This is a genomic window from Chryseobacterium sp. JM1 (genome assembly GCF_000737715.1).
Taxonomy (GTDB): Bacteria; Bacteroidota; Bacteroidia; order Flavobacteriales; family Weeksellaceae; genus Chryseobacterium.
In genome coordinates this window covers 170,518-192,866 of the sequence record NZ_JPRN01000001.1, presented here as the reverse complement: position 1 = coordinate 192,866, position 22,349 = coordinate 170,518, and the positions used below count along the sequence as shown (strand labels likewise).

General features: G+C 39.1%; 16 protein-coding genes, 7 tRNA genes and 1 other RNA gene. 7 read left to right on the top strand and 17 right to left on the bottom strand.

The window, feature by feature from the left end:
- Position 1: 1 nt before the first annotated feature.
- The 15 genes from IW22_RS00805 to rpsU all read right to left on the bottom strand — a co-directional run bounded on the left by IW22_RS00805 (position 2) and on the right by rpsU (position 10,853).
- Entirely contained in the window at positions 2 to 3,100 is a 3,099-nt protein-coding gene (locus tag IW22_RS00805; protein WP_034723374.1) for an efflux RND transporter permease subunit, read from the bottom strand.
- A gap of 242 nt (positions 3,101 to 3,342) precedes the next feature.
- Positions 3,343 to 4,428, bottom strand: a complete 1,086-nt coding sequence (locus tag IW22_RS00800) for an efflux RND transporter periplasmic adaptor subunit (protein WP_034723373.1) — start codon at positions 4,426 to 4,428, stop codon at positions 3,343 to 3,345.
- 3 nt (positions 4,429 to 4,431) lie between these two features.
- Positions 4,432 to 5,673, bottom strand: a complete 1,242-nt coding sequence (locus IW22_RS00795) for a TolC family protein (protein ID WP_081873863.1) — start codon at positions 5,671 to 5,673, stop codon at positions 4,432 to 4,434.
- A gap of 176 nt (positions 5,674 to 5,849) precedes the next feature.
- Entirely contained in the window at positions 5,850 to 7,220 is a 1,371-nt protein-coding gene (locus tag IW22_RS00790) for an ATP-binding protein (protein ID WP_034723372.1), read from the bottom strand.
- Complete coding sequence (locus IW22_RS00785; protein ID WP_034723371.1) at positions 7,221 to 7,901, bottom strand: response regulator transcription factor; 681 nt, start codon at positions 7,899 to 7,901, stop codon at positions 7,221 to 7,223. It lies immediately after the preceding gene.
- Positions 7,902 to 8,413: 512 nt separating this feature from the next.
- Positions 8,414 to 8,485: transfer RNA gene (locus IW22_RS00780), tRNA-Thr, on the bottom strand.
- Between the two features lie 42 nt (positions 8,486 to 8,527).
- Positions 8,528 to 8,600, bottom strand: a tRNA-Gly gene (locus tag IW22_RS00775).
- An 87-nt stretch (positions 8,601 to 8,687) separates the two neighbouring features.
- Positions 8,688 to 8,768, bottom strand: a tRNA-Tyr gene (locus tag IW22_RS00770).
- 20 nt (positions 8,769 to 8,788) lie between these two features.
- A tRNA-Thr gene (locus tag IW22_RS00765) sits at positions 8,789 to 8,862 on the bottom strand.
- Between the two features lie 93 nt (positions 8,863 to 8,955).
- Positions 8,956 to 9,028 (bottom strand) — tRNA-Gly (locus tag IW22_RS00760).
- Between the two features lie 90 nt (positions 9,029 to 9,118).
- Positions 9,119 to 9,199 (bottom strand) — tRNA-Tyr (locus tag IW22_RS00755).
- 18 nt (positions 9,200 to 9,217) lie between these two features.
- Positions 9,218 to 9,291, bottom strand: a tRNA-Thr gene (locus IW22_RS00750).
- Between the two features lie 108 nt (positions 9,292 to 9,399).
- A complete protein-coding gene (locus tag IW22_RS00745; protein ID WP_034723368.1) occupies positions 9,400 to 9,690 on the bottom strand; it encodes an HPF/RaiA family ribosome-associated protein in 291 nt (96 codons plus the stop codon).
- Positions 9,687 to 10,574: a tyrosine-type recombinase/integrase gene (locus IW22_RS00740; protein WP_034723366.1), complete on the bottom strand. Its 888-nt coding sequence runs from the start codon at positions 10,572 to 10,574 to the stop codon at positions 9,687 to 9,689. Before IW22_RS00740 ends, IW22_RS00745 begins: the two co-directional genes overlap by 4 nt.
- An 81-nt stretch (positions 10,575 to 10,655) precedes the next feature.
- On the bottom strand, positions 10,656 to 10,853 hold the full coding sequence (rpsU, locus tag IW22_RS00735; protein WP_034723363.1) for a 30S ribosomal protein S21: 198 nt from the start codon (positions 10,851 to 10,853) through the stop codon (positions 10,656 to 10,658).
- Between the two features lie 467 nt (positions 10,854 to 11,320).
- Between rpsU and IW22_RS00730 the strand changes: the two genes are divergently transcribed.
- Together IW22_RS00730 and ssrA are read left to right on the top strand one after the other, a co-directional pair.
- The gene (locus tag IW22_RS00730; protein WP_051890866.1) at positions 11,321 to 14,542 is read left to right on the top strand and encodes a T9SS type B sorting domain-containing protein; all 3,222 of its coding nucleotides are present in this window, start codon (positions 11,321 to 11,323) and stop codon (positions 14,540 to 14,542) included.
- 141 nt (positions 14,543 to 14,683) lie between these two features.
- Positions 14,684 to 15,082: a transfer-messenger RNA gene (gene ssrA, locus IW22_RS23930) on the top strand.
- A gap of 70 nt (positions 15,083 to 15,152) precedes the next feature.
- On the opposite strand, the gene IW22_RS00725 is transcribed toward ssrA, so the two are convergent.
- Both IW22_RS00725 and IW22_RS00720 read right to left on the bottom strand, forming a co-directional pair.
- Positions 15,153 to 15,947 (bottom strand): helix-turn-helix domain-containing protein, encoded by a 795-nt coding sequence (locus IW22_RS00725; RefSeq protein ID WP_034723361.1) that lies wholly within the window; start codon positions 15,945 to 15,947, stop codon positions 15,153 to 15,155.
- A 316-nt stretch (positions 15,948 to 16,263) separates the two neighbouring features.
- The gene (locus IW22_RS00720) at positions 16,264 to 17,679 is read right to left on the bottom strand and encodes an aldehyde dehydrogenase family protein (RefSeq protein ID WP_034723359.1); all 1,416 of its coding nucleotides are present in this window, start codon (positions 17,677 to 17,679) and stop codon (positions 16,264 to 16,266) included.
- Between the two features lie 445 nt (positions 17,680 to 18,124).
- Between IW22_RS00720 and IW22_RS00715 the strand changes: the two genes are divergently transcribed.
- From IW22_RS00715 to pyk, 5 genes are read left to right on the top strand one after another with little or no spacing between them, the layout of a single operon-like run.
- Positions 18,125 to 18,364 (top strand): acyl carrier protein, encoded by a 240-nt coding sequence (locus IW22_RS00715; RefSeq protein WP_002976354.1) that lies wholly within the window; start codon positions 18,125 to 18,127, stop codon positions 18,362 to 18,364.
- A gap of 34 nt (positions 18,365 to 18,398) precedes the next feature.
- Positions 18,399 to 19,643, top strand: a complete 1,245-nt coding sequence (fabF, locus tag IW22_RS00710; protein ID WP_034723358.1) for a beta-ketoacyl-ACP synthase II — start codon at positions 18,399 to 18,401, stop codon at positions 19,641 to 19,643.
- 9 nt (positions 19,644 to 19,652) lie between these two features.
- Positions 19,653 to 20,414, top strand: coding sequence for a ribonuclease III (rnc, locus tag IW22_RS00705; protein WP_034723357.1), 762 nt, complete (start codon positions 19,653 to 19,655; stop codon positions 20,412 to 20,414).
- A complete protein-coding gene (locus tag IW22_RS00700) occupies positions 20,392 to 20,865 on the top strand; it encodes an IPExxxVDY family protein (protein WP_034723356.1) in 474 nt (157 codons plus the stop codon). The genes rnc and IW22_RS00700 overlap by 23 nt, the downstream gene beginning before the upstream one ends.
- Entirely contained in the window at positions 20,858 to 22,303 is a 1,446-nt protein-coding gene (gene pyk / locus IW22_RS00695) for a pyruvate kinase (RefSeq protein WP_034723354.1), read from the top strand. The genes IW22_RS00700 and pyk overlap by 8 nt, the downstream gene beginning before the upstream one ends.
- Positions 22,304 to 22,349 lie beyond the last annotated feature (46 nt).

The window sequence follows — 22,349 nt, the reverse complement described above, 5'->3', positions numbered from 1 at the left end:
TTTAAATCTGTTGGGACTTCTTTGTCCTGTTGAAGATCCAGAAAATAATCGGAAAGATCAACAATGTTAATACCGTCGCTGTAATCAATCCTCCAATAATTACGATAGCTAAAGGTTTTTGGGATTCCGAACCGATGCCAGTGGACAATGCAGCCGGCATCAATCCTATCGAAGCCATCAGGGCAGTCATAATAACAGGGCGGGTTCTGGATTTTACCCCGTTTAATATGGCATTATCTAAAGTCAATCCGTCCTTGACATTCTGATGAAACTCTGTGATCAGGATGACTCCGTTCTGGATACAGATTCCGAGCAAAGCAATCATTCCTACGCCTGCGGAAATTCCGAAATTCATTCTGGTCAGATGAAGGGCAATAATTCCTCCAATCAGTGCAAAAGGTACATTCGCCAATACCAGTAATGAGTCTTTCATATTTCCAAACAGGATAAACAGTAAGAAGAAAATTCCCAGAATACTGATCGGAACCACCTGCGCCAGCCTATGTGAAGCTCTCTGCTGGTTTTCAAACTGACCTGTCCAACCGATGGAATAGCCATCCGGAAGATCAATATTGGCTACTTTTTTCTGTGCATCGGCAATGGTGCTTCCTAAGTCACGGTCACGGATCGAGAATTTAACCCCGATGTATCGTTTAATATCATCTCGGTAAATAAATGCGGCTCCGTTATCTTTTACAATGGTACTGATCTCTTTCAGCGGAATTTTTGCGCCACCTTGCGTAGGCACCATTAATGAAGCGATATCATTCTCATCTTTTCTGTATTCCTGGGAGTAACGAAGACGGATAGGGAATTTTCTTTCGCCATCAAACATTTCTGAAGCAGTTTTTCCACCAAAAGCCATTTCCAGTACAGACTGTGCATCATCCGGCATTACACCGTAAGCCGCCATTTTATCTCTGTCCAAGACCACGCTTACTTCCGGCTGTCCGATATTTTTAATGATTCCCGGATCTTTTACTCCTTGTACATCTTTGATCTGTTTTAAGACCTGATCAGCCAATTTATCTAAAGTTTCGAGATTGTCTCCATAAATTTTGATCCCGTTCTCCGCTTTGAAACCGGCTACGGCTTCTGCCACGTTATCTGAGATCGGTTGGGAATAATTAAAGGTAATTCCCTGATAGCTTCTGAGTTTTTTATCAATCTCTTCGATCAGTTCTTCATAGCTGATCTTGCGTTTCCACTCATCTTTAGGCTTAAGGTTGACAGCAAACTGTACAAATCCGAATCCGTTCGGGTCTGTTCCGTCATTACTACGTCCTGTCTGAGCCAGCACATCGGTCACTTCAGAGAAGCTCATAATATCTTTCTTTAAAAGATCTGCTGTTTTCAATGATTCCTTTAATGATGAACTCATCGGCATTTCTGCGGTGATCCAGAGTGAACCTTCATTCAGCTGCGGCAGGAATTCTGTTCCTAAGAATTTCCCGGAGAATAAGGTGACCACCATGAAAGATATGGCAACAATTAAACTCATCTTTTTATGTCTAAAGGTATAGTTGAATCCTTTCAGTACAATCCTGTCCCAGAAATTCACAAACGGGTTGTTTTTTTCTCTTACATTCTTGTTTAATAAGATGTGGGAAAGAACCGGAACCAGTGTCAATGTGAATATCAATGCTCCTATTAGTGCAAATCCTAATGTAAATGCCAGCGGCGAGAACATCTTTCCTTCCACTTTCTGGAAGGAGAAAATAGGAATCAGGGAGGTGATGATAATTAATTTTGAAAAGAAGATCGCCTTTCCTAAGCCTGTTCCCGTCTGCTTGATCCAGCCTCCTTTTGAGAGTTTATTAAATTTTTCTGTTCCGTATTTGAGGGCTTTGTGGTCGAGCATCACAAAGAGCCCTTCAACCATGACGACGGCCCCGTCTATAATGATCCCGAAGTCTACCGCTCCCAATGAAAGCAGGTTCGCACTCATTCCCGCCAGTTTTAAGCATAAAAATGCAAATAACAGGGAAAGCGGTATAATAATGGAAACGATAAATGTCGTTCTCCAGTCGGCCATAAAAATCAGGACGATCACAGTAACCAGAATGATTCCCTCGATCAGGTTGTGCATCACAGTGTGTGTTGTGAAGTCCATCAGGTTGTCACGGTCATAGAACGTTACCATTTTGACATCTTTCGGAAGGACCTTTTCATTCAGTTCTTTAATCTTCGCTTTTACACCAACCAGAACTTCTCTCGGGTTCTCTCCTTTTCTCATCACCACGATTCCTTCTACCGTATCTTCATGTTTATTAAGACCGGCCTGCCCTACTCTAGGCATAGAACTTTCGTGAACATCTGCTACGTATCTTACCAGTACTGGGTTTCCGCTGTCATTCTGAATGGTAATATTTCCAATGTCTGCCACAGATTTTACAAGACCGATTCCTCTTACCACATAGGCCTGTCCGTTTTTCTCGATCACATCACCTCCAACATTTAAATTGCTTTTGGTAACGGCATCATACACCTGAAGCGGCGTCAGATTGTATTTATCCAAAGCTCTCGGATCAATACTTAATTCGAAAACTTTATCCTGACCTCCGAAAACATTGATGTCTGCAACTCCCGGAACCCCTCTCAGTGCACGGTCGATCACCCAGTTCTGCAGGGTTAGCAGCTCTCTGGAATCTTTTGTTTTACTTTCCAGGGTATATCTGAAAATTTCCCCGGTAGGCCCGTAGGGTGGCTGAACTTCCGGATCCACCTCATCAGGAAGGCTTACGGTTCTTAATTGGTTATTCACCTGATTTCTGGCGAAAGTATCATCCACCCCATCGTCGAAAAGAATTTTAACGATAGAGAGTCCAAACATTGTAGTACTTCTCACACTCGTTTTCTTCTGGACCGGGCTCATGGCCAATTCGATGGGCGTAGTGACAAAACGTTCCACTTCTTCTGCGCTACGTCCATTCCATTGGGTTATAATGACAATCTGGGTATTGGTAACATCGGGGAAAGCTTCAATGGGCATATTTTTGAAACTTATAAAACCCGCAATGGCCAAAATAGCTACCCAGATAAAGGTAAATGCTTTGTTTTTTAACGAGAAAGCAATTATATTTTTAATGAATTTATTCATGATAGATTAAGTTGGTGACCTAAAAAAGCCGTTGAAAAAATTGTTGATTCTTCCTGTTTTTTCAATATGTTTTCTGAACCGTTAAGGAAATGAAGAAGTGAAGAATAGTTAAGCAATTCGCAAGCGAATTTGGTAAGGAGAATGCTTAAAAATATCTCCGATGTTTTTCTTAATTCAGCTTAACTTCTTACTTCAACGTTTCAATAATTCTTAATGTTTCAAATTACATTCAAAATAAAAATTTAACTGTTCAGAGAACGGTAGATCAGCAGTTGGTTATTGGTAATCACTTCTTCTCCTTCAGACAGGCCTCCGGCTACATAGGTAATATCTCCCACCTGTTTTAATATCTTTATTTCTTTCACTTTTATATCGGTTCTGGATTTGAAAACAACGACAAAACTTCTGTTGTCATCGAAAATAACGGCTTTTGAAGGGACTGTAAGTGCTGTGCTGTTCTCTGAGCTTGACACTTTAATGGTTGCCTTACTTTCCGGAATCAGCAGACCGTTGGCATTATCCAGTACGACTCTTGCCTGCATGGAGTTGGTTTCGGGATCGATAATTTTGAATATCTTATCAATTCTTCCGTCAAAAACTTTATCCGGATAGGAAAGTGTGGAAACCTGCGCTTTCATTCCCAGGCTTATTTTTTCAATATCAGCTTCATTCACGTTCATGATGGCCCATACATTGGTAGTATTGGCTACATCAAAAATATTTTCGCTTCTGTCACTTCTCAGCTGCATATCTTTATTGATGTTTTTCTGAACGATATATCCGCTGATAGGGGCCAGAACGCTGTAGATATTTCCCTTTTTCACATTATAAACCGTACTTACGGCTGTGGCTCTCTGCATCTGGTCCTGGGCTTTCTGTACAACACTTCTGGCTTCAAGAACTTCTCTTTCCGTATTCAGCTTTCCTTCGTACATTTCTTTGGCAACACGCAGATTATTCTGAGCCACCACAAGGTCTGTCTTCGCATCACTTACATCTTTCTGAACTTCGGCCAGCTCGGTACTTCTGATCGTAGCCAGCACCTGCCCTTTTCTCACATAATCTCCAAGCTCAGCATTTACGCTCAAAACATTTCCGCCTACCAAAGGATACACATCGATATAACTGTTTTTATCGGCAGAAATCTTTCCATAAAAACTGTATTGGTCTTCTATATTTTTCGTTTCCACTTTGGCCAGAGCGATAGAATTAAGCATGGTGTTGCTCAGTTCAAAACCTTTCTTTGCCTGTGGTGCTTTTTCTTCCTCTTTTTTGGTACATGATAATAATGAAAGGGCTATCAGTACAGGGATTATATATTTTTTCATAGCTTAATAGAAGATTTTCGTTTGTATTAGTTGATTAAGTTGTTCTGCCGACTGCATGATTTCATTCTTCATATCATAGATCTGGAGTGCCGTTTGTCTGTAGCTGTCCATGAAATCTGTAAATTCTATAAGGTTGACGTTTCCTTTTCTGAAATTTTTCAGCATTCCGTCATACACCAGTTCCATATTGCTAAGGTCTGTAGATTTGATCTCGGCAAGCTGGTCGTACTGGCTTTTCCAGGTTTTATAGGCAGACTGTACTTTGGTTTCAAGATTCAGTTTCTGATAATCAGCATTTTTCTGATTCTGCTGAATCGCGAAATTGGCCTTGACCAAATTTCCCTGATTGGATTTCCATAAGGGTAACGGAATTCCCACCATCAGATTCACCTCGTTTTTAAAGGTTCCACCATTCTGGTCCCATCCAGCTCCTACATTAAGATCCGGAACATTCAGAGATTTCTGCCATTGTGCGTATAATTTACTGTTGTCTATTAATTTTAAGAAATACTGGTAATCAGAATTATTTTCCAGGGCTTTTTTCTTCAATTCATTTTCGTCTCCGAAAGGCTGAGCCGCAAGAATTTCTTTGGCATCCACCTCAGAAAGCTGGGGTTCTATATCATCTGAGATTCCCGTAAGGACTTTTAAACTCTGCTCAAATTCAAGGATGTTTTTATTGATCCCCAGTTTATCATTATTAAGCTGGATCACGAGACTCTGCAGCCTTACTTCGTCTTTGAGGGACACGTTACCTTTGGCAGATTGCGCACGGTAAGCACTTAAAAGGTCATTCATGTATCCTAACTGCTTATTGGTATTATCCAGTTTCAGTTTTTCGTAATACAGATTGAAATACCCTGCATGAAGTTGAGTTCTGAGATCCACCAGAAGCTGCGAAAACTGAAGCTGGGCCAGTTCTTTGTTTGATTTTGCAAAAGCAATTTCGTTTTTCTTTTTTCCGCCCATATAGATCAGTTGGGTGATCTCTGCCCCTTTGGCGTGCCCTATATCAAAGGCTTTCTTACCTTCAGGATTGTAGGCATTGATCTGTCCGCTCAGTTGTGGAAGTTCCCATATCTTAGCCTGCAGGATATCTGCATCGGCCATGTTGATGTTGTACTGTTCTGCGAGAAGCTGAAGATTGTTTTTCTGAAAAGCCTCTTCACAGTCCAAAAGTGACATCTGTTGCTGCCCTGCCATGAATGAGGAAATGGCAATAAACAGCCCTGCAATTTTGTTCATTCTATCTTTATTTATGGTACAAAATTGCCGCTATACGATTAAAACGACCTTAAAGGAGCCTTAAAAAAAAATTAAATTTGGCTTATGAACATCGATAAATGCTGAATTTGTCGGAAAAATTACAGGATGGAAGATGGGAAGCTCACTTATTATAGAAGTACAAAGTGAGGACTTAATTATAAGTGCTTACTAAAGATTACGCTAAACGTATTGGTCTGTTCAGCAGGAGAAGAATATATAATCTCTGCACCGTGGTATTCAAGAATTCTCTTAACAATTCGGAGTCCAAGACCGGAGCCGGAAATGTTTTGGGAATTATTTCCGCGCATAAAGGCTTCAAATAATTTGCTCTGTTCTTCTTCAGGAATTGTATTTCCACGGGAGATGACATCTACGGTAAGCTGATCATTGGTTTCCGTGATAAGAACATCCACTTCCTCATCATCGGAATAAACCGCGGCATTTTTGAAGAGATTAATAAAGACAATCACCAACAAAGACTGGATCCCGCTTATGGTCAGAAGACCGTTTTCGGAAGTATCTTCAGAGATCAGGAAATCCATTTTCAGAGATGGGTAGCTTTTCTCTACCGCTTCGAAGGCTTCAAAAATAACTTCGTCAATTCTTACTTCTTCATAAATGCTCTGAATATTTTCTTTATCGAATTTGGTAAGGAGCAAAAGAGAGTTGGTAAGATCCGACAGCTGGTATACATCCTTCTGAATCTGTTTTAAGGAAGTCAAAGTCTCAGGGGAATGCTCCTCAAACTTGATCAGGTTTTCCAGCTGGAATGCCATTCTTGTAATAGGAGTCCTGATTTCATGGGAAGCACTTGCCGTAAAATCTTTCTGCGACTGAAAAACATCGTCCAGCCTTGCAATCATGGTATTAAATGATTTAGCCAGAACATTAATTTCATCATTCGACTCCTGAACAGGAATCTGTGTAGTCAGTTTATGAGCGGTGACTTCTGAAATTTCGGTATTCAGATCTTCTAAAGGACGGAGAAACTGTCCCATGAAGTAATAACTGAAAAAACCTATCAGCAGGGTACTCATTACATACGCCGTGATCAGTAGATATTTAAGATATTCCAGTTTTGATTTTCCGTTGGTATCAAACGCACTGGTGAGGATATAATAATTTTCACCATTAATGTTCCGGAGCGCCGCATAGATTTCGGGAACTGTTTTTTCCGTGTATATGATCTTCTTTTCATCCAGTTCTTTGAGAAGGGCGCTGTCCCAAGTGACATTACGGTCTTTGATGGTGCTGTAGATCAGCTCTTTTTCGCTGTTGAAAATCAAGATGGTTTCGTTGAGAAGGATGTTATCTGAGTTTTCATTAAAAAAAATCGGAGCTTCTTCTTCGAAATCTTTAGACTTTGAAATGAAGTGCGTGGTAAATTCAAGACGCTGCCTGAAGCGTTCTTTAAATTCATCTCTTCTGAAATCGTTAAAAGACAGATAGATAACCGCCATCACCATTGCAAAAAGCAGGGAAAAAGCGATACTGATCGTTAATGCTATCTTTCTTTTTAAAGACATCTACAATGGGCTTAGGTAATATCCGAAACCGGAACGGGTATGTATAAGTTTCAGTTTAAAATCTTTATCGATCTTCTTTCTCAGAAAATTGATGTAGACTTCAACGGTATTGGTATTCGTATTGAAGTTATGCTCCCATACGTGTTCAGTAATCTGTTGTTTGGAAACTGTCCTTCCCTGCGCTTCGGCAAGATACACCAGCAACTGGAATTCTTTCAGTGTAAGAGCTATTTCATTACCTGCTCTGTACACTTTCTGCTCTGTTTTATTGATGATAAGGTCATCTACTCTGATGATATCCTGATCTGCCGTGTCAGATGGTGTTTTTCTCCTCAACAGGGAGTTGATCCTTAGCAGCAGTTCTTCAAACTGAAAAGGTTTTACCAGATAATCGTCGGCCAGTCTTGTGAAGGCATCCTTTTTATCGGAAATATCTCCGTAAGCAGAAATAATGATGATGGGTGTATTTTTATCGAAAGAACGGATAGTCTGGCAGACATCCAGCCCGTTTATTTTAGGAACATTAATATCCAGCAGATACAGGTCGTAGGTATTGTTTTTAATCTGGCGGAGAAAGGTTTCACCGTCATAGATTTTGTCACAGGTAAAGCTGTTCGATTCCAAAAACCTGCAGAGTTCTGCCGAGAGAATAAGGTCATCTTCCAATAAAAGAATATTCATCAAAAATTTATTTGATACGAATTTAACGAAAATTTTATGATTTCTCCTTACCTGCTGTGACGATAAAAGAATTCAGACAACATTTTGAAAACCGTTTTTCATTTACATTTATAATTAAAGTCTGTTATTAGCTCTGATCATTCAGAACGAAAAACTCTCAGCTATTATTTTTTAAAAGCAACCAAATGTACAAGCTGGTGAGAAAATAGTATTTTTTTGACCACGTAAAGTTTGATTTTAATATGACCTACTATAAGGTTGCAAAGAAGGAATCAATTGCATTGAGTATGATGAAGGGAATGAATATATAATAATTTTAAAATTTCACGCGGATTATAGAGATTGAGCAGATTTACTTTTTGATAATTTGCTTTATCCGTATCATCTGTGAGAGCAATTAATTTTTGTTTAGTCCACAATCTTTGGATCTGATGTATGATCCTTCAGGAAATTTTAAATTGGGAAAATTTTGGGCAAAAAAAAATCCCGAAGGAAATTCGGGAAATTTGGAGAGCCAACTACGGGACTTGAACCCGTGACCTCTTCCTTACCAAGGAAGCACTCTACCGCTGAGCTAAGTCGGCACTAACTAAAAAAAATCACACTAATCAGCGTGATTTTCTTTGAGCGGAAGACGAGGGTCGAACTCGCGACATTCAGCTTGGAAGGCTGACGCTCTACCAACTGAGCTACTTCCGCAATTTTGTTTCCAAAACTATTGGTAAACGCTTTGCAAATCTAGGAAAATCCTTTTAAATTTGCAAGATTTTTTTTTAATATAAACTGTGGGAAGAGCAGGATTCGAACCTGCGAAGCCGAAGCAACTGAGTTACAGTCAGTCCCATTTAGCCACTCTGGAATCTTCCCGAATGTTTATATTAAAATTGAGCCTCCAGAGGGACTCGAACCCACGACCTGCTGATTACAAATCAGCTGCTCTAGCCAACTGAGCTATGGAGGCAATTTTAATGTTGTGACTGAAAGCCTTTGAGAAAATTCTACTCTAAGCTTTTCAGTAGTTAAAAAAATCATTCTTTTACAGTCTGATTTTTTGAGCGAAAGACGAGGGTCGAACTCGCGACATTCAGCTTGGAAGGCTGACGCTCTACCAACTGAGCTACTTTCGCAATTTTGTTTCCAAAACTATTGGTTTAACGGTTTGCAAATCTAAGAAACTTTCTTGAAACCTGCAAGACTTTTTTTTAAAATATAAACTGTGGGAAGAGCAGGATTCGAACCTGCGAAGCCGAAGCAACTGAGTTACAGTCAGTCCCATTTAGCCACTCTGGAATCTTCCCGAATGTTTATATTAAAAGAGCCTCCAGAGGGACTCGAACCCACGACCTGCTGATTACAAATCAGCTGCTCTAGCCAACTGAGCTATGGAGGCATAAATAAAGAGAATTCAAAAGAACGCTGTTCCCTTTTTGCGAGTGCAAATATAGAACGGTTTTTTTGAATTCTCAAACTTTTTTATGACTTTTTTTATCTTTTTTTTCTACGCCATCTCTTTTTTCTTGATTAGTAGCTTTTTAGCAGTATCAACGCAAAGGTCCAAACTTTCTTCAAAAGTTTCAGATGTCTTTTTTACGACGATATCGTCACCCGGAACGGCTAAGATAAGTTCGGTAGTTTTATTGTTTCTATCCGAAGCGTTTTCAACTTTTAGGAACACCTTACACTCATGAATTTTATCATAGAAGGTTTCCAACTTGCTTACTTTTTTGTCAATGTGTGATTCTAATGGTTCGTGTGGAGTTAAACCAATTGATTGAACTGTGATCTTCATAATTCTTCTTTTTTAGATGCTCTGGGATGAGCCTGATTAAACACTTTTTTCAATTGTTCAATATTGGCATTCGTATAGACCTGAGTACTTGCAAGACTGGAATGCCCTAATATTTTTTTTACTTTGGAGATCTCCGCCCCATTATCCAAAACATGCGTAGCAAAGCTATGCCGAAGGATGTGAGGACTTCTTTTTTCTTTCGTAGTTACAAGACTAAGGTACTTATTAACTACCACATAAACAAATTTTTCGGAGAGTTTTTTCCCCTTTTTATTGACGAAAAAATATGATTTATATGGGTCTTCGGGTTTCCTTATTTCGAGGTAACTTTCCAGCAGATGAGACAGATCTTCGGAGATGGGAATAAAGCGTTCTTTATTTCCCTTTCCTATCACCCTAAGCTCGTTTCCGCTTATGTTTACATACTCAAACATCAGGCCACAAAGCTCGGCTTTACGCATTCCCGTCTGATATAGTACTTCAATAATACACTGATCGAGGAGATCATGATGCTCCGGAAGGACACGATCGCTAAGGGTCTGCATTTCTTCCTGTGATATAGGAATCTGTTTTTCAGCGTAAAACTTAAGGGAGGAGATGCTCTCTGCGGGAGAAACTTTGATTTCGCCGATTTTTAAAAGAAAAAGATAAAAACTTCGTAAAGTGGATAATTTTCTATTGATACTTCTTTTTGAAATATTATTTTCACTTAATTCAACGATAAAATTCCTGATGACTTTTTTATCGGCTTTGGAAATATCTTCGGAACCTTCTGTTTTGAGGTAGAAATGGGAAAAATCGTCAAGGTCTTTTTTATAACTTGTAACGGTATGAGGAGAATACCTCTTTTCGAACTGTACATATTCTATATATTTATCCAACATCACTTAAGGTATAAAAACAAAAATTCACCTCTCAAATATACGAATATTTAAGAAGTGAATTATATGTGGTTAAGAAAAATCTTAAGCCTGTTCTTCCTTACTAAGGCCTCTTTGTTTGTAAGCGGCTTTTAGTCTAGATTGTCTTAAAGTTACAGAAGGCTTAATAAACGCTTGTCTAGATCTCAATTGACGAACTGTACCCGTTTTATCAAATTTTCTTTTATATTTTTTTAAAGCTCTGTCGATGGATTCCCCATCTTTTACTGGAATTATTAACATATTTTACATCTCATTTTGGATTGCAAAACTAGACTTTTTTTATTAAACTACAAAATTTATAAGACATTTCTCTTGTTTTATTTAATCAAAACCCTGAAGAAATTCTTATTGGGGCTGAAAATATAGCCTAAACCTCTTTATTTTATTTCATTTCATCTATAAAGAGGTTTGCAATTTTTATGAATGTGATGACATTATTTCTATTAAATGATTCTTCAATTATATTAGATAAAAAACGATTATCTGCCTTTATTTCTGCTTTGATAAATCATACCCTACCTTCAATAATCATATAATGAATTTATTGCAATATCGACATAAAAGATAAATAAATATTACAATATAGAATCTGATGTTGAACATTTCCTAAATGTACAATTATCTGATTTAAAATATACACAATGTATTAATTATCAATCAATTAAATTTTAAATTAAATATATTTACAAAAATAAATACACACAAAAATGAAGATAAAATTACTTTTATACTGTTCACTCTTATTTTTTGGAAACACCACCATTTTTTCGCAAAATCACAGTCCCACAGAAAAGTATGCAAAATCCTTACCTGCAGTCCTGTCAACTGACACAGATGGAGATGGAATTCCAGATAATATTGATTGGGATGATGACAATGACGGAATTCTTGATATTCATGAATGTTCAAATCCAGTGGTTAGCGTTGATTTTTCAACCAGTAATAATCAACCTTACACTTTTCTAGCGCCTAGTGCTGATCTGGGATTTGTATTTGACGTTTATAATCTGGACAATTCATTTAATTTAATCATTAATGGTAATAATTTATCTAATCAGGAGATAGAATTTTCTTGGGGTTCCACTGCGAATGTAAGATTCGCTGACGGATCAGTGTATGGCTCAGGAGCAATACCTGAAGTCTGGCAAATACAAGGGACTGCAACCCACCCTATGTTTCAAATTATAATCAGCCCAAATGGAGCGGTAACCATTTCAGGAAGTAAATTTTCTGGAGGGCCTCTGCTTCCTTTGGTGTTATTTAATGGTGCATCATTCAACAATATCATTTGGAACACCACTGCTAATAATATCATAAAAATAACTCAGACTATACAGGGTGCCACCTATATGTCAGGAAAAGGAACCGGATATAAATTAGGCTTCTGTGATATTGACGGGGACGGTATCTCCAATCAGTTAGATCTTGATTCTGACGGCGATGGATGTTTTGATGCTCTGGAAGGTGATGAAAATGTAATTCTAAATCATCTTAATACAAACGGTGCTATATCAGGTGTAGTCGATTCTCAAGGTGTTCCTGTTTTGGTAAATTCCGGAGGAGTAGCGGATATTGGCTCTGATCAGGGACAGGGAATAGGCTCCTCTCTAAATCCCAATATCAGCACCTGCCCCTGTGAACAACCACTCATTACAGCTTCATCTCATACCATATGCTATGGAGGAAATGTGACATTAACTTCCAGTCAGACCACAGGCAACACATGGTCAACCGGCCAAACAACACAGTCAATAACTGTAACCAATCCGGGAACATATACTATATCCTATACTAATGGAATATGCATACCCGTCTCAACTTCTGCCACTATTACCGCAGAAAGCAATCCGAATATACAAATTACAGGAAATCTTACGCTTTGTGAATCTACTGCCACGCAACTTACGGCCTCTTCAAACGGAACAGGAAATACCTACACATGGTCTACAGGAACAACAGGGAATACTATTTCAGTTACAACACCGGGAACCTACACCATTACGGTAAAAACACCCGCCAACTGTCAGTATACAAAATCTGTAACAGTAACTCAAGGGACCGTTCCGGTTGTCCAGAATTCAAGTTTAAGCCAATGCTCCAGTTCATCGACTGCTGTTTTTGATGTTACCTCAGCTCAACCCACCATCAGCACCACCGCTAATGTCAGCTTTGATTATTATACAAATCAGACAGATGCGCTTGCAGGAAACACCAATACCATTGCAACTCCGACAGCTTACAGTTCAGGAAATACTACGCTATATGTGCGGGTAAAATCCGGAACGTGTTTTAAAATAGCTCAATTACAATTAAACATTATTCCATCCGTCACCCCTACCATTACTGCATCCTCTCCAACGATCTGCTATGGAGGAAGTGTGACTTTAACATCAAGCTATTCAACAGGAAATACATGGTCTACAGGTGCCACAACACCATCTATTACAATCACCACTCCCGGAATCTATACTTTAACCGGATCAAATGGAACATGTGTCAGTACACCGGCATCCGTAACTATTTTATCAGAAACCAATCCTACGATCAACATCTCAGGAAATCTGACCTTTTGCCAGGGATCTTCAACGACACTCACTGCATCTGCGCAGGGAACCGGGAATACATTTACCTGGTCAAATGGCGTGAACGGAGCTGTAAATACTGTTGCTGCACCCGGAACTTATACGGTTACAATGACAACCGCTTCCGCCTGCCAATATCAAAAGTCCGTGACAGTAATTATGGATGCAGCCATTATTGTGAATATTACTCCTCCTTCACAGATTACCTGTACAACCTCACAAATTACGTTAAATGCAACGGCTTCAATTTACCAACCAGGCTCAATATTTTCATGGACCGCCAGCAACGGAGGCGTGATTGTTTCAGGAGCTAATACTTTAACCCCAACAGTCAGTAATAGCGGAATCTATACTCTTACCATCACCAGTTCGATACCCTTCGGATGCAGCAGTCAGGCTTCCGTAACCGTGATAAAAAACACAATGCCTCCCACAATAAGTATTTCCACACCTAAGCATACAATCTGTTTGGGAGAATCGACAGTATTAAATGCAACAGGAGCTGCTACTTATACATGGACAGGGCTTACCGGTAGCGGAAATACACAAACGGTGTCACCAGCCACAACGACAACCTATACGGTAACAGGAATCGGAGCCAATGGATGTACAGCACAAATACCAACTACCATAACCATTAAGGTTGTTCCTGAAATCGTTTCCACATTACATGATACTGAGATCTGTAAAGGCGGCAAATCTATACTGGATGCGGGAGGTGGACCTAACTACACGTATCTTTGGAGTACCGGTGCAACAACACGTACCATCAATGTAGACCTGGCAGGAACTTATTCTGTAATGATAAGTAACGGAATATGTTCAAAGACATTTACAGCGACGGTAAACTACATTCTTACTCCTGAAATTTTAAGTATTGTTTATAAAGACCCTACATTAACCATCACTGTAAAGAACAACGGAAACCTTCCTGTTGAATATTCCATCGACGGAGGAGTGATCTGGCAGTCTTCAAATATATTTACGAATGTTATGAGAAACACACAATATCCTGTTAAAGTAAGAAACAGAGAGACTTCGTGTGAAACAAGCGTTACCTATTATACTTTCTTTATGTCAAATGTCATCACACCCAACAGCGACGGTAAAAATGATGTCATCAATTTCAGCGAGATCAGCAAATATGGAAATTTCCAGGGAAGCATAATTGATAAGTACGGAAAAGTAATTTTTAAGATCAATACAAAAACTCCAATATGGAACGGAAGATACCTAGACAGCCCTCTTCCTTCCGACACCTATTGGTATAGATTATTCTGGGAAGACAGGATCAGTAAAAACCCCGTAGAGATATCGGGATGGATTCTGTTAAAAAACAGGGATTAATCAATCTTCACCTGCCGGCGGTATCACTGTCGGCAGATTTTATGTTTAATTTTCATGAAAATCCGGTCTTATTTAAAAAGCAGTATGTGATATTAACTGTATTTAAACAAAAATCTCTATCTTTGCATTCACTTTATTCATGGGGTTGACTGGTTTCGACAGCAAGATCAATGGGTAAGTAAGCATGCAGAGAACCGTAGCGCGATCTCTTAAATCCCTTGCTACACAACTTTAACTGGCAACGAAGAGTTCGCTCTTGCAGCTTAATCCGAATAAAGTAAGATTCAAGCGCTTTCCCGAAGATAGTAAGGAAGCAAGATATCTCACAAATGCTCCGTTCTACGGCGTTTGATCCTGAGATATAGGAATGTAGAAATAAGGTTTCAGATGCTTCGGCTGAGACTCGAAAACTTTAGAAGATAAGCTGGATGTTGGGTGTCTATCCTCTGCATTCAGTCGAAAATCAATGGTAGAATAAGCATGTAGAAATCTTATGTATTGCTTGTTTGGACGAGGGTTCGAATCCCTCCAACTCCACTGAGATGAAAGGTTATGATACCTTTTGACAACTAAAATAGGCTGTGTCAAAATTGAGACAGCCTATTTTACTTTATATGGATAACCTGCTCGGCGGAAGCCCATACTGTTTTTTAAAAGCAAATGAAAAATGGGAAAGGTCTTCAAAGCCCAGATCCAGATAAATATCCGTCGCTTTTTTTCCTTTTTCCAGAAGATAGCGGGCTTCCTGCAGTCTTTTTTCGAGCAGCCATTTTCTTGGCGCGGTTCCGAATATTTTTTCAAAATCCCGTTTAAAGCTCGCCAGACTTCTTCCCGTCAGATAAGCAAAACGGTCCAGCTTTACATTAAAATGATAATTCTTCTGCATAAAGCCTTCAAGATCTATTTTATACGGATCAGAAATATCATACAGAATATTTTTCAATGACGGATCATGCCCAAATAAAAGGAATAAAGCTTCTTTCTGCTTCAACAGAGCCAACTCGGGAAGTTTATTTTCCAACAAATCCTGATACTGCAGCAAGGATTCCATAAAATATTTCAGATGTTTTACTTCTGAAACATCAGTAAAAGCAGACGTTTTTGATCTTTCCGGGAGCACAAAATGTTCTTCCGAGCTCATCTCCTTCAGCATTTCATCGTCAAACCTGATAGACAATGATTTAAATTCAGCTTCTTCGCCTGGCTTTTTCAGAAATTTCAACAATTGATTTTTCCGGACAAGATAAACATCTCCGCTCCGGAACATTTTCCGGTGAACGCCGTCATTAAGTTCCATTTCTCCTGAAATCACCATCGACAAAGCATTATAGGAAACAAACTGCTCCCCTTCTCGAAAAACGGTGAAGTAGCAGGAATAATTGATGTAATCGATATTTTCGGACATTTCTTTTCGTAATTAAAGTCAAGCCGGAAAAGCTCTGGCTTGACTGTTCAATATAATATTTTTAGCCTGAGTTTGGAATAAAAAGTTAAGATTAGATGGTTGGAAGATGGAAGCTGGAGGATGGAAGTTACTATTGGGCAGTAAGTACTTAACAATTCCTTTTAAATGTATTGAAGTAGTCTTAAAAAGATTAATAAAAACACCTTACTTTTCTATCTTTAGACTTCAATAACTTCTCTCTTCGAGCTTCTGACTTCCTTACATCATGATGAAAACTGAAAAATGTTATCCCGAACCAATGTAGTTTAATAATGATTTACACCAAAATTGATTTTGGTTCCAAATATTCTTCCAGGCCAAATGCTCCGAATTCCCTACCAATTCCTGATTGTTTGAATCCTCCGAACGGTGCCAGCGGATCATGTTTGAAACCATTCACACAAACTCTTCCGGCTTCAATCTGAGAAGCTACCCTGATGGCGTGCCCCTCATCCGAAGAAGTCACATAAGCAGCCAATCCATAAGGCGTATCATTTGCGATCGCGATAGCTTCTTCTTCATTTTCATAAGCGATAATCGAAAGTACAGGTCCAAAAATTTCTTCCTGTGCAATGCGCATATCATTTCGGACATTGGTGAAAATAGTGGCTTTAACGAAGTTTCCATCTTCAAGACCTTCCGGTTTTCCGATACCACCCGCTAACAGATTTGCACCTTCCTCGAGACCTAACTGAATGTAGCTTTGTACGCGCTCATACTGTTTTTCAGAAACCATCGGACCTACATTTGTATTTTCATTGGCAGGGTTTCCCACGACAACCTGAAGCGCTGTTTCTTTCGCAATTCTATTGACTTCTTCCAGTCTTGACTGAGGAACCAGTAAACGGGTCGGAGCAATACAGGCCTGTCCGCTATTCATATAAGCTCCAAAGACCGCCTGAGGAATGGCCTGCGTAAAATCAGCATCATCTAAAATAACATTAGGTGATTTCCCGCCAAGTTCCAGAGTTACTCTTTTCATACTGTCTACAGCGCCTTTAGCAATCATTTTCCCTGTTTGGGTGGAACCGGTAAAAGAGATTTTAGCAATATCAGGATGGCTCACAATTTCATTGCCCACGACACCTCCCAATCCGTTCACAACATTAAAAATTCCTTTTGGCAGGCCAGCTTCGTGGAAACATTCTATAATGATTTGCGTCTGAAGTGCGCTCATTTCACTGGGCTTCACAACGACTGTACAACCTGCGGCAACCGCTGTAGCAAATTTACTGCATATAAAACCGTTGCTGGAATTCCATGGGGTAATAATGCCCACTACTCCAATGGGAGTCATCTGTACAAGGGTTTTGCCAGCTCTTCTTTCAAATTCGAAATCACTGAGGGTTTCTATCATGTGTTCAAAAGCACCTACCATATTCTCATAGCCTGCCGTGCAGAACTGTCGGGTTCCGCCATACTCCAGGATCATGGTTTCGATGAGTTCTTCTTCACGCTTTTCTACAGCCTTCTTTAAGTTGTTAAGAATTTCAATACGTTCTTCAATGGTCGTTTTTGAAAATGTTTTAAAAGCTTCTTTCGCTGCTGCAATAGCTTTTTGAGTATCTTTTTCATCTCCTAAAACCACTTCTCCTATTTTTTCATGGTCGGAGGGATTAATCAGATTGAATACTTCTGTTCCGTGTAATGCTGTCAATTCACCGTTGATGTAAGCTTGATCTATACGTTTCATATTGTTTATTTTAATTGTACAGGACAAAGTTCCCACAAATCTGAAGGAAGTGTTTTGTCATATGGCTCAATTCAACTTTGCTGAAAAGCTCAGAATATGGATAAGATTAGTCCAAAATTCTTTCAACTAAAATTGAAAATGATCTTTTATCACCCATCCGGCAAAAAATAAAACAGATAGTATTCCCGGTCATTTACTCCTGTTTCAGATTGAAATATACACCGTGGGGGCAGTGTCACAACCCTTTTACACACTGTCTCTATCTTAAATCGCAAGTTATTTTACTTATGATTTACATAGCAAACATAAATACCTGAAAACGAAAACACTAAAACTTCTGACTATAAAATAAGTATAGTCTACCCACAAAAAAGACTAAAAAAATGTTTTATCGTGAAGAATTTTATATATTTGCACCATCTAACAATTAAAAAAATAATTTACTATGTCAGACATTGCATCAAGAGTAAAAGCTATCATCGCTGATAAGCTTGACGTTGAAGAAACAGAAGTAACTCCTGAAGCTAGCTTCACTAACGATTTAGGAGCTGATTCATTGGATACAGTTGAGCTAATCATGGAATTTGAAAAAGAATTCAACATTCAAATCCCTGATGATCAGGCTGAAAAAATTACTACTGTAGGTCACGCTATCGCTTACATCGAAGAAGTAGTAAATAAATAATATTCTTCAACAAAAAAGAAAATTTTAAAAGTTTATGGAATTAAAAAGAGTAGTTGTAACCGGTTTTGGCGCAATAACACCGATTGGAAATAATGCAAAAGAATACTGGGAAAATCTTCTTAAAGGTGAGAGCGGTGCTGCTCCGATTACTCTTTTTGATGCCACAAACTTTAAAACTAAGTTCGCTTGTGAAGTGAAAGGTTTCGATCCGTTGCAGCATTTCGATAAGAAAGAAGCAAAGAAAATGGACCGAAATACTCAGCTTGGGCTTGTAGCCGCAAGAGAAGCAGTAGCACACTCCAGAATTATGGAAGACAATGTTGATAAAAACAGAGTCGGCGTAATTTGGGGTTCCGGTATCGGAGGTTTAGAGACTTTCGAAACTGAGGTTTTAGGATGGGCGAATACGGAAATTCCAAGATTCAACCCTTTCTTTATTCCTAAAATGATCGCGGATATCACTCCCGGACATATTTCAATTGAGTATGGCTTTCACGGGCCGAATTATACTACGGTATCTGCCTGTGCATCTTCAGCCAATGCTTTAATTGATGCCAAGATGATTATCCAGCTAGGAAAAGCTGATGTTATTGTATGCGGAGGCTCTGAAGCAGCCGTTACAGCAAGTGGTGTCGGTGGATTTAATGCGATGATGGCACTTTCTACAAGAAATGACAGCCCTACCACCGCTTCAAGACCTTTTGATAAAGACAGAGATGGCTTTGTGTTAGGTGAAGGTGCAGGAACAATCATTCTTGAAGAATATGAGCACGCGGTAAAACGTGGCGCTACAATTTATGCAGAATTGCTAGGTGGTGGTATGAGTGCAGATGCACATCATATGACTGCTCCGCATCCTGAAGGATTAGGCGCTTATCTGGTAATGAAAAACTGTCTGGAAGATGCAGGCTTAACTGCTGATGAAGTAGACCATATCAACATGCATGGTACCTCTACTCCATTAGGAGATATTGCAGAATCCAACGCAATTTCGAAATTATTAGGCGAGCACGCTTTTGATATTCAGATCAATTCTACAAAATCAATGACCGGTCACCTTTTGGGTGCAGCTGGAGTTATTGAGGCTATCGCTGCATTAGGAACTATTATTCATGGTATCGTTCCGCCTACCATCAACCATTTTACTGATGATGAAAACATTGACAGCAGACTGAATTTCACATTCAACGACGCTGTGAAGAAAGATGTAAAAGTAGCCATGAGCAATACTTTTGGATTTGGCGGGCACAACGCTTGCGTTCTATTTAAGAAAATCTAAATTCAATGAATGGAGTTACAGAAATACTTTTCTAAATTCCTTCTCAGACAAAGAAAAAGAAAATTAACGGAGAGAGACTATTTCCTCAGTACCGAGCTGAAAAAAATGCTGGGCGCCGAGGTTCAGAATGTGGCTCTTTACCGGGAAGCTTTTTCTTTAAAAAGTTCTTCTAAAAATCAAGACAGCAATTACGAACGACTTGAATTTTTGGGAGATTCTGTTTTGGGTACAATTATTTCCTGTCATCTGTTCCAGACTTATCCTCAGGCCAACGAAGGATATCTCACGCAGATGAAATCTAAAATTGTTAATAGGAAGAATCTTAATAAATTAGGTGAAGACCTGAAGCTTATCGATCTCTTGCAGAAGCAGGGATCCGCGGCATTGGGTGAAAATATCTCCGGAAATTTATTTGAGGCACTTATTGGTGCTGTTTATCTGGACTTCCAGTATGATGCCTGTAAAAGGATCATTCTGGAAAGATTACTGACGCCTTCTGAAATTAATAAGCTTGAAAATAAAATTGTAAGCTACAAAGGTCTTCTGCTCGAATGGAGCCAGAAGAAAAAAGTAAATATAAAATACGAGACCTGCGAAGAAATTCAGGCTAATAAAGCAATCGTGTTCAGGTGCCACGTCTGGCTGGGAGAAGAAAAAATCGCTAATGCGACGGAAACTTCCAAAAAGAAGGCAGAAGAGAAGGCAGCACAGAGAGCGTTTTATATTTTAAACAAAAAAGAAAACATACTTGGAAATCCAAAAACTTTATGATCTAGACGATATAGAATTTGAAGATATTGCCATAGGATTGGTAAGATTAGCAAAAGATGTACCTGCTCATGAGTTTTTCTACAAGATTAATCAAATCAATGGCCTCACTTTTTCCCGAAAAAAAGATGTGATCATTCACGGGGCTTATTACGACTACTATTTTCCAAGATTTGAAGCTTACCATAAATTTACGAAAACGTGTTTTACGTTCATTTCGAACCGGTCTTCGGAAAGTAAGCAAAAAAAACTGCAGACCGAGCTCTTCACAGAAGAAGAAAACATTAAATTTTTATTAAATAATCAGGTAGATGTGGAATATATTCTGCATACATCGGAACAAATTCCTGATTTTTCCGTAATTTTGCTCCCGGAAAATCTTGTATTTCCGATACAAGATTATACACTGAGTTCTGAAGAGGAACTTTATCAAATTATCCAGTATTATGAATAAGTATTTAAAGAAGACAAAAATTATTGCAACACTAGGGCCTGCTTCATCATCGAAGGAGGTAATGTTAGGACTAATGAAAGCGGGTGTTGATATTTTCAGAATAAATTTTTCACATGCAGACTACGACTTAGTTCGAAATAATATTGAAATTATCAGAGAGCTTAATCAGGAATATGGTTATTCTGTGGGAATCTTAGGAGACCTTCAGGGCCCGAAACTGAGAGTGGGCGTTGTAAAGGAAGGTTCTTACCTGAACCCTGGTGATGTTCTTACCTTTACAAATGAGAAAATAGAGGGAGATTCTACCAAGGTTTACATGACTTACCAGCAGTTTCCTCAGGATGTAAAAGTTGGGGAGAAAATCCTTATTGATGACGGAAAACTGATGTTGGAAGTTATTGAAACCAACGAAATAGATACGGTAAAAGCAAAAACCATCCAAGGAGGACCTTTAAGTTCCAAGAAAGGAGTGAACCTGCCGAATACCAATGTATCTCTGCCAGCTCTTACGGAAAAAGACGTTCAGGATGCCAATTTCATGCTTGACATGGAGGTTGATTGGATTGCCCTTTCTTTCGTACGTCATGCTCAGGATATCATTGACCTTAAAAAATTAATCGACAGCCATCCGAACGGAAAATTCAAAACGCCGATCATTGCTAAGATTGAAAAGCCGGAAGGCGTTAAAAATATTGACGAAATTCTATTGGAATGTGACGGACTGATGGTTGCCCGTGGTGACCTTGGTGTGGAAGTTCCGATGGAAGAAGTTCCTGCTATCCAGAAAACTTTGGTAGAGAAGGCAAGATTCTATTCAAAGCCGGTGATTATCGCTACGCAGATGATGGAAACCATGATCAACAGTCTTACGCCTACCAGAGCGGAAGTAAATGACGTTGCCAACTCTGTATTGGACGGTGCTGATGCCGTAATGCTTTCAGGAGAAACTTCTGTAGGAAGATATCCGATTCAGGTCGTTGAAAACATGACGAAGATTGTAAAGAATATCGAGACCACTCATTTTTACCAACATAAAAATGAGCCAATGGAAAAAGACTATAATTGCATCGACGAAAGATTCATCACGAACAGAGTATGTCTTGCAGCGGTAAGAATTGCTAAAACGACTAACGTTTCTGCAATCGTTACACTAACGCACTCAGGATATACGGCATTCCAGCTTGCCGCTCACAGACCGAATTCTCAAATCATTGTATACAGTGGAAACAGAAGAGTAATCACAATGCTGAACCTTCTTTGGGGCGTTCATGCTTACTACTATGACATGAAAAAGTCTACGGATGAGACTATCATTCAGGTGAATATGCTGACTCACAATCATGGGTATATCGAAAGCGGAGATTTTGTTATCAATATCAATGCTACTCCATCTTACGAAGGCGGAAAAACGAATACACTGAGACTGACGACAGTATAAGCAATAAGCAATAAGCAATAAGCAATAAGCAATAAGCAATAAGCAA

Bases quoted from the DNA above. Each gene is read 5' to 3' on its own strand.
- IW22_RS00785 (WP_034723371.1), bottom strand. From the start codon at position 7,901: ATGAATATTCTTTTATTGGAAGATGACCTTATTCTCTCGGCAGAACTC.
- IW22_RS00805 (WP_034723374.1), bottom strand. From the start codon at position 3,100: ATGAATAAATTCATTAAAAATATAATTGCTTTCTCGTTAAAAAACAAA.
- IW22_RS00730 (WP_051890866.1), top strand. From the start codon at position 11,321: ATGAAGATAAAATTACTTTTATACTGTTCACTCTTATTTTTTGGAAAC.
- IW22_RS00800 (WP_034723373.1), bottom strand. From the start codon at position 4,428: ATGAAAAAATATATAATCCCTGTACTGATAGCCCTTTCATTATTATCA.
- IW22_RS00745 (WP_034723368.1), bottom strand. From the start codon at position 9,690: ATGAAGATCACAGTTCAATCAATTGGTTTAACTCCACACGAACCATTA.
- IW22_RS00795 (WP_081873863.1), bottom strand. From the start codon at position 5,673: ATGAACAAAATTGCAGGGCTGTTTATTGCCATTTCCTCATTCATGGCA.
- fabF (WP_034723358.1), top strand. From the start codon at position 18,399: ATGGAATTAAAAAGAGTAGTTGTAACCGGTTTTGGCGCAATAACACCG.
- IW22_RS00790 (WP_034723372.1), bottom strand. From the start codon at position 7,220: ATGTCTTTAAAAAGAAAGATAGCATTAACGATCAGTATCGCTTTTTCC.
- IW22_RS00725 (WP_034723361.1), bottom strand. From the start codon at position 15,947: ATGTCCGAAAATATCGATTACATCAATTATTCCTGCTACTTCACCGTT.
- IW22_RS00715 (WP_002976354.1), top strand. From the start codon at position 18,125: ATGTCAGACATTGCATCAAGAGTAAAAGCTATCATCGCTGATAAGCTT.
- rnc (WP_034723357.1), top strand. From the start codon at position 19,653: ATGGAGTTACAGAAATACTTTTCTAAATTCCTTCTCAGACAAAGAAAA.
- IW22_RS00740 (WP_034723366.1), bottom strand. From the start codon at position 10,574: ATGTTGGATAAATATATAGAATATGTACAGTTCGAAAAGAGGTATTCT.
- IW22_RS00720 (WP_034723359.1), bottom strand. From the start codon at position 17,679: ATGAAACGTATAGATCAAGCTTACATCAACGGTGAATTGACAGCATTA.
- rpsU (WP_034723363.1), bottom strand. From the start codon at position 10,853: ATGTTAATAATTCCAGTAAAAGATGGGGAATCCATCGACAGAGCTTTA.
- pyk (WP_034723354.1), top strand. From the start codon at position 20,858: ATGAATAAGTATTTAAAGAAGACAAAAATTATTGCAACACTAGGGCCT.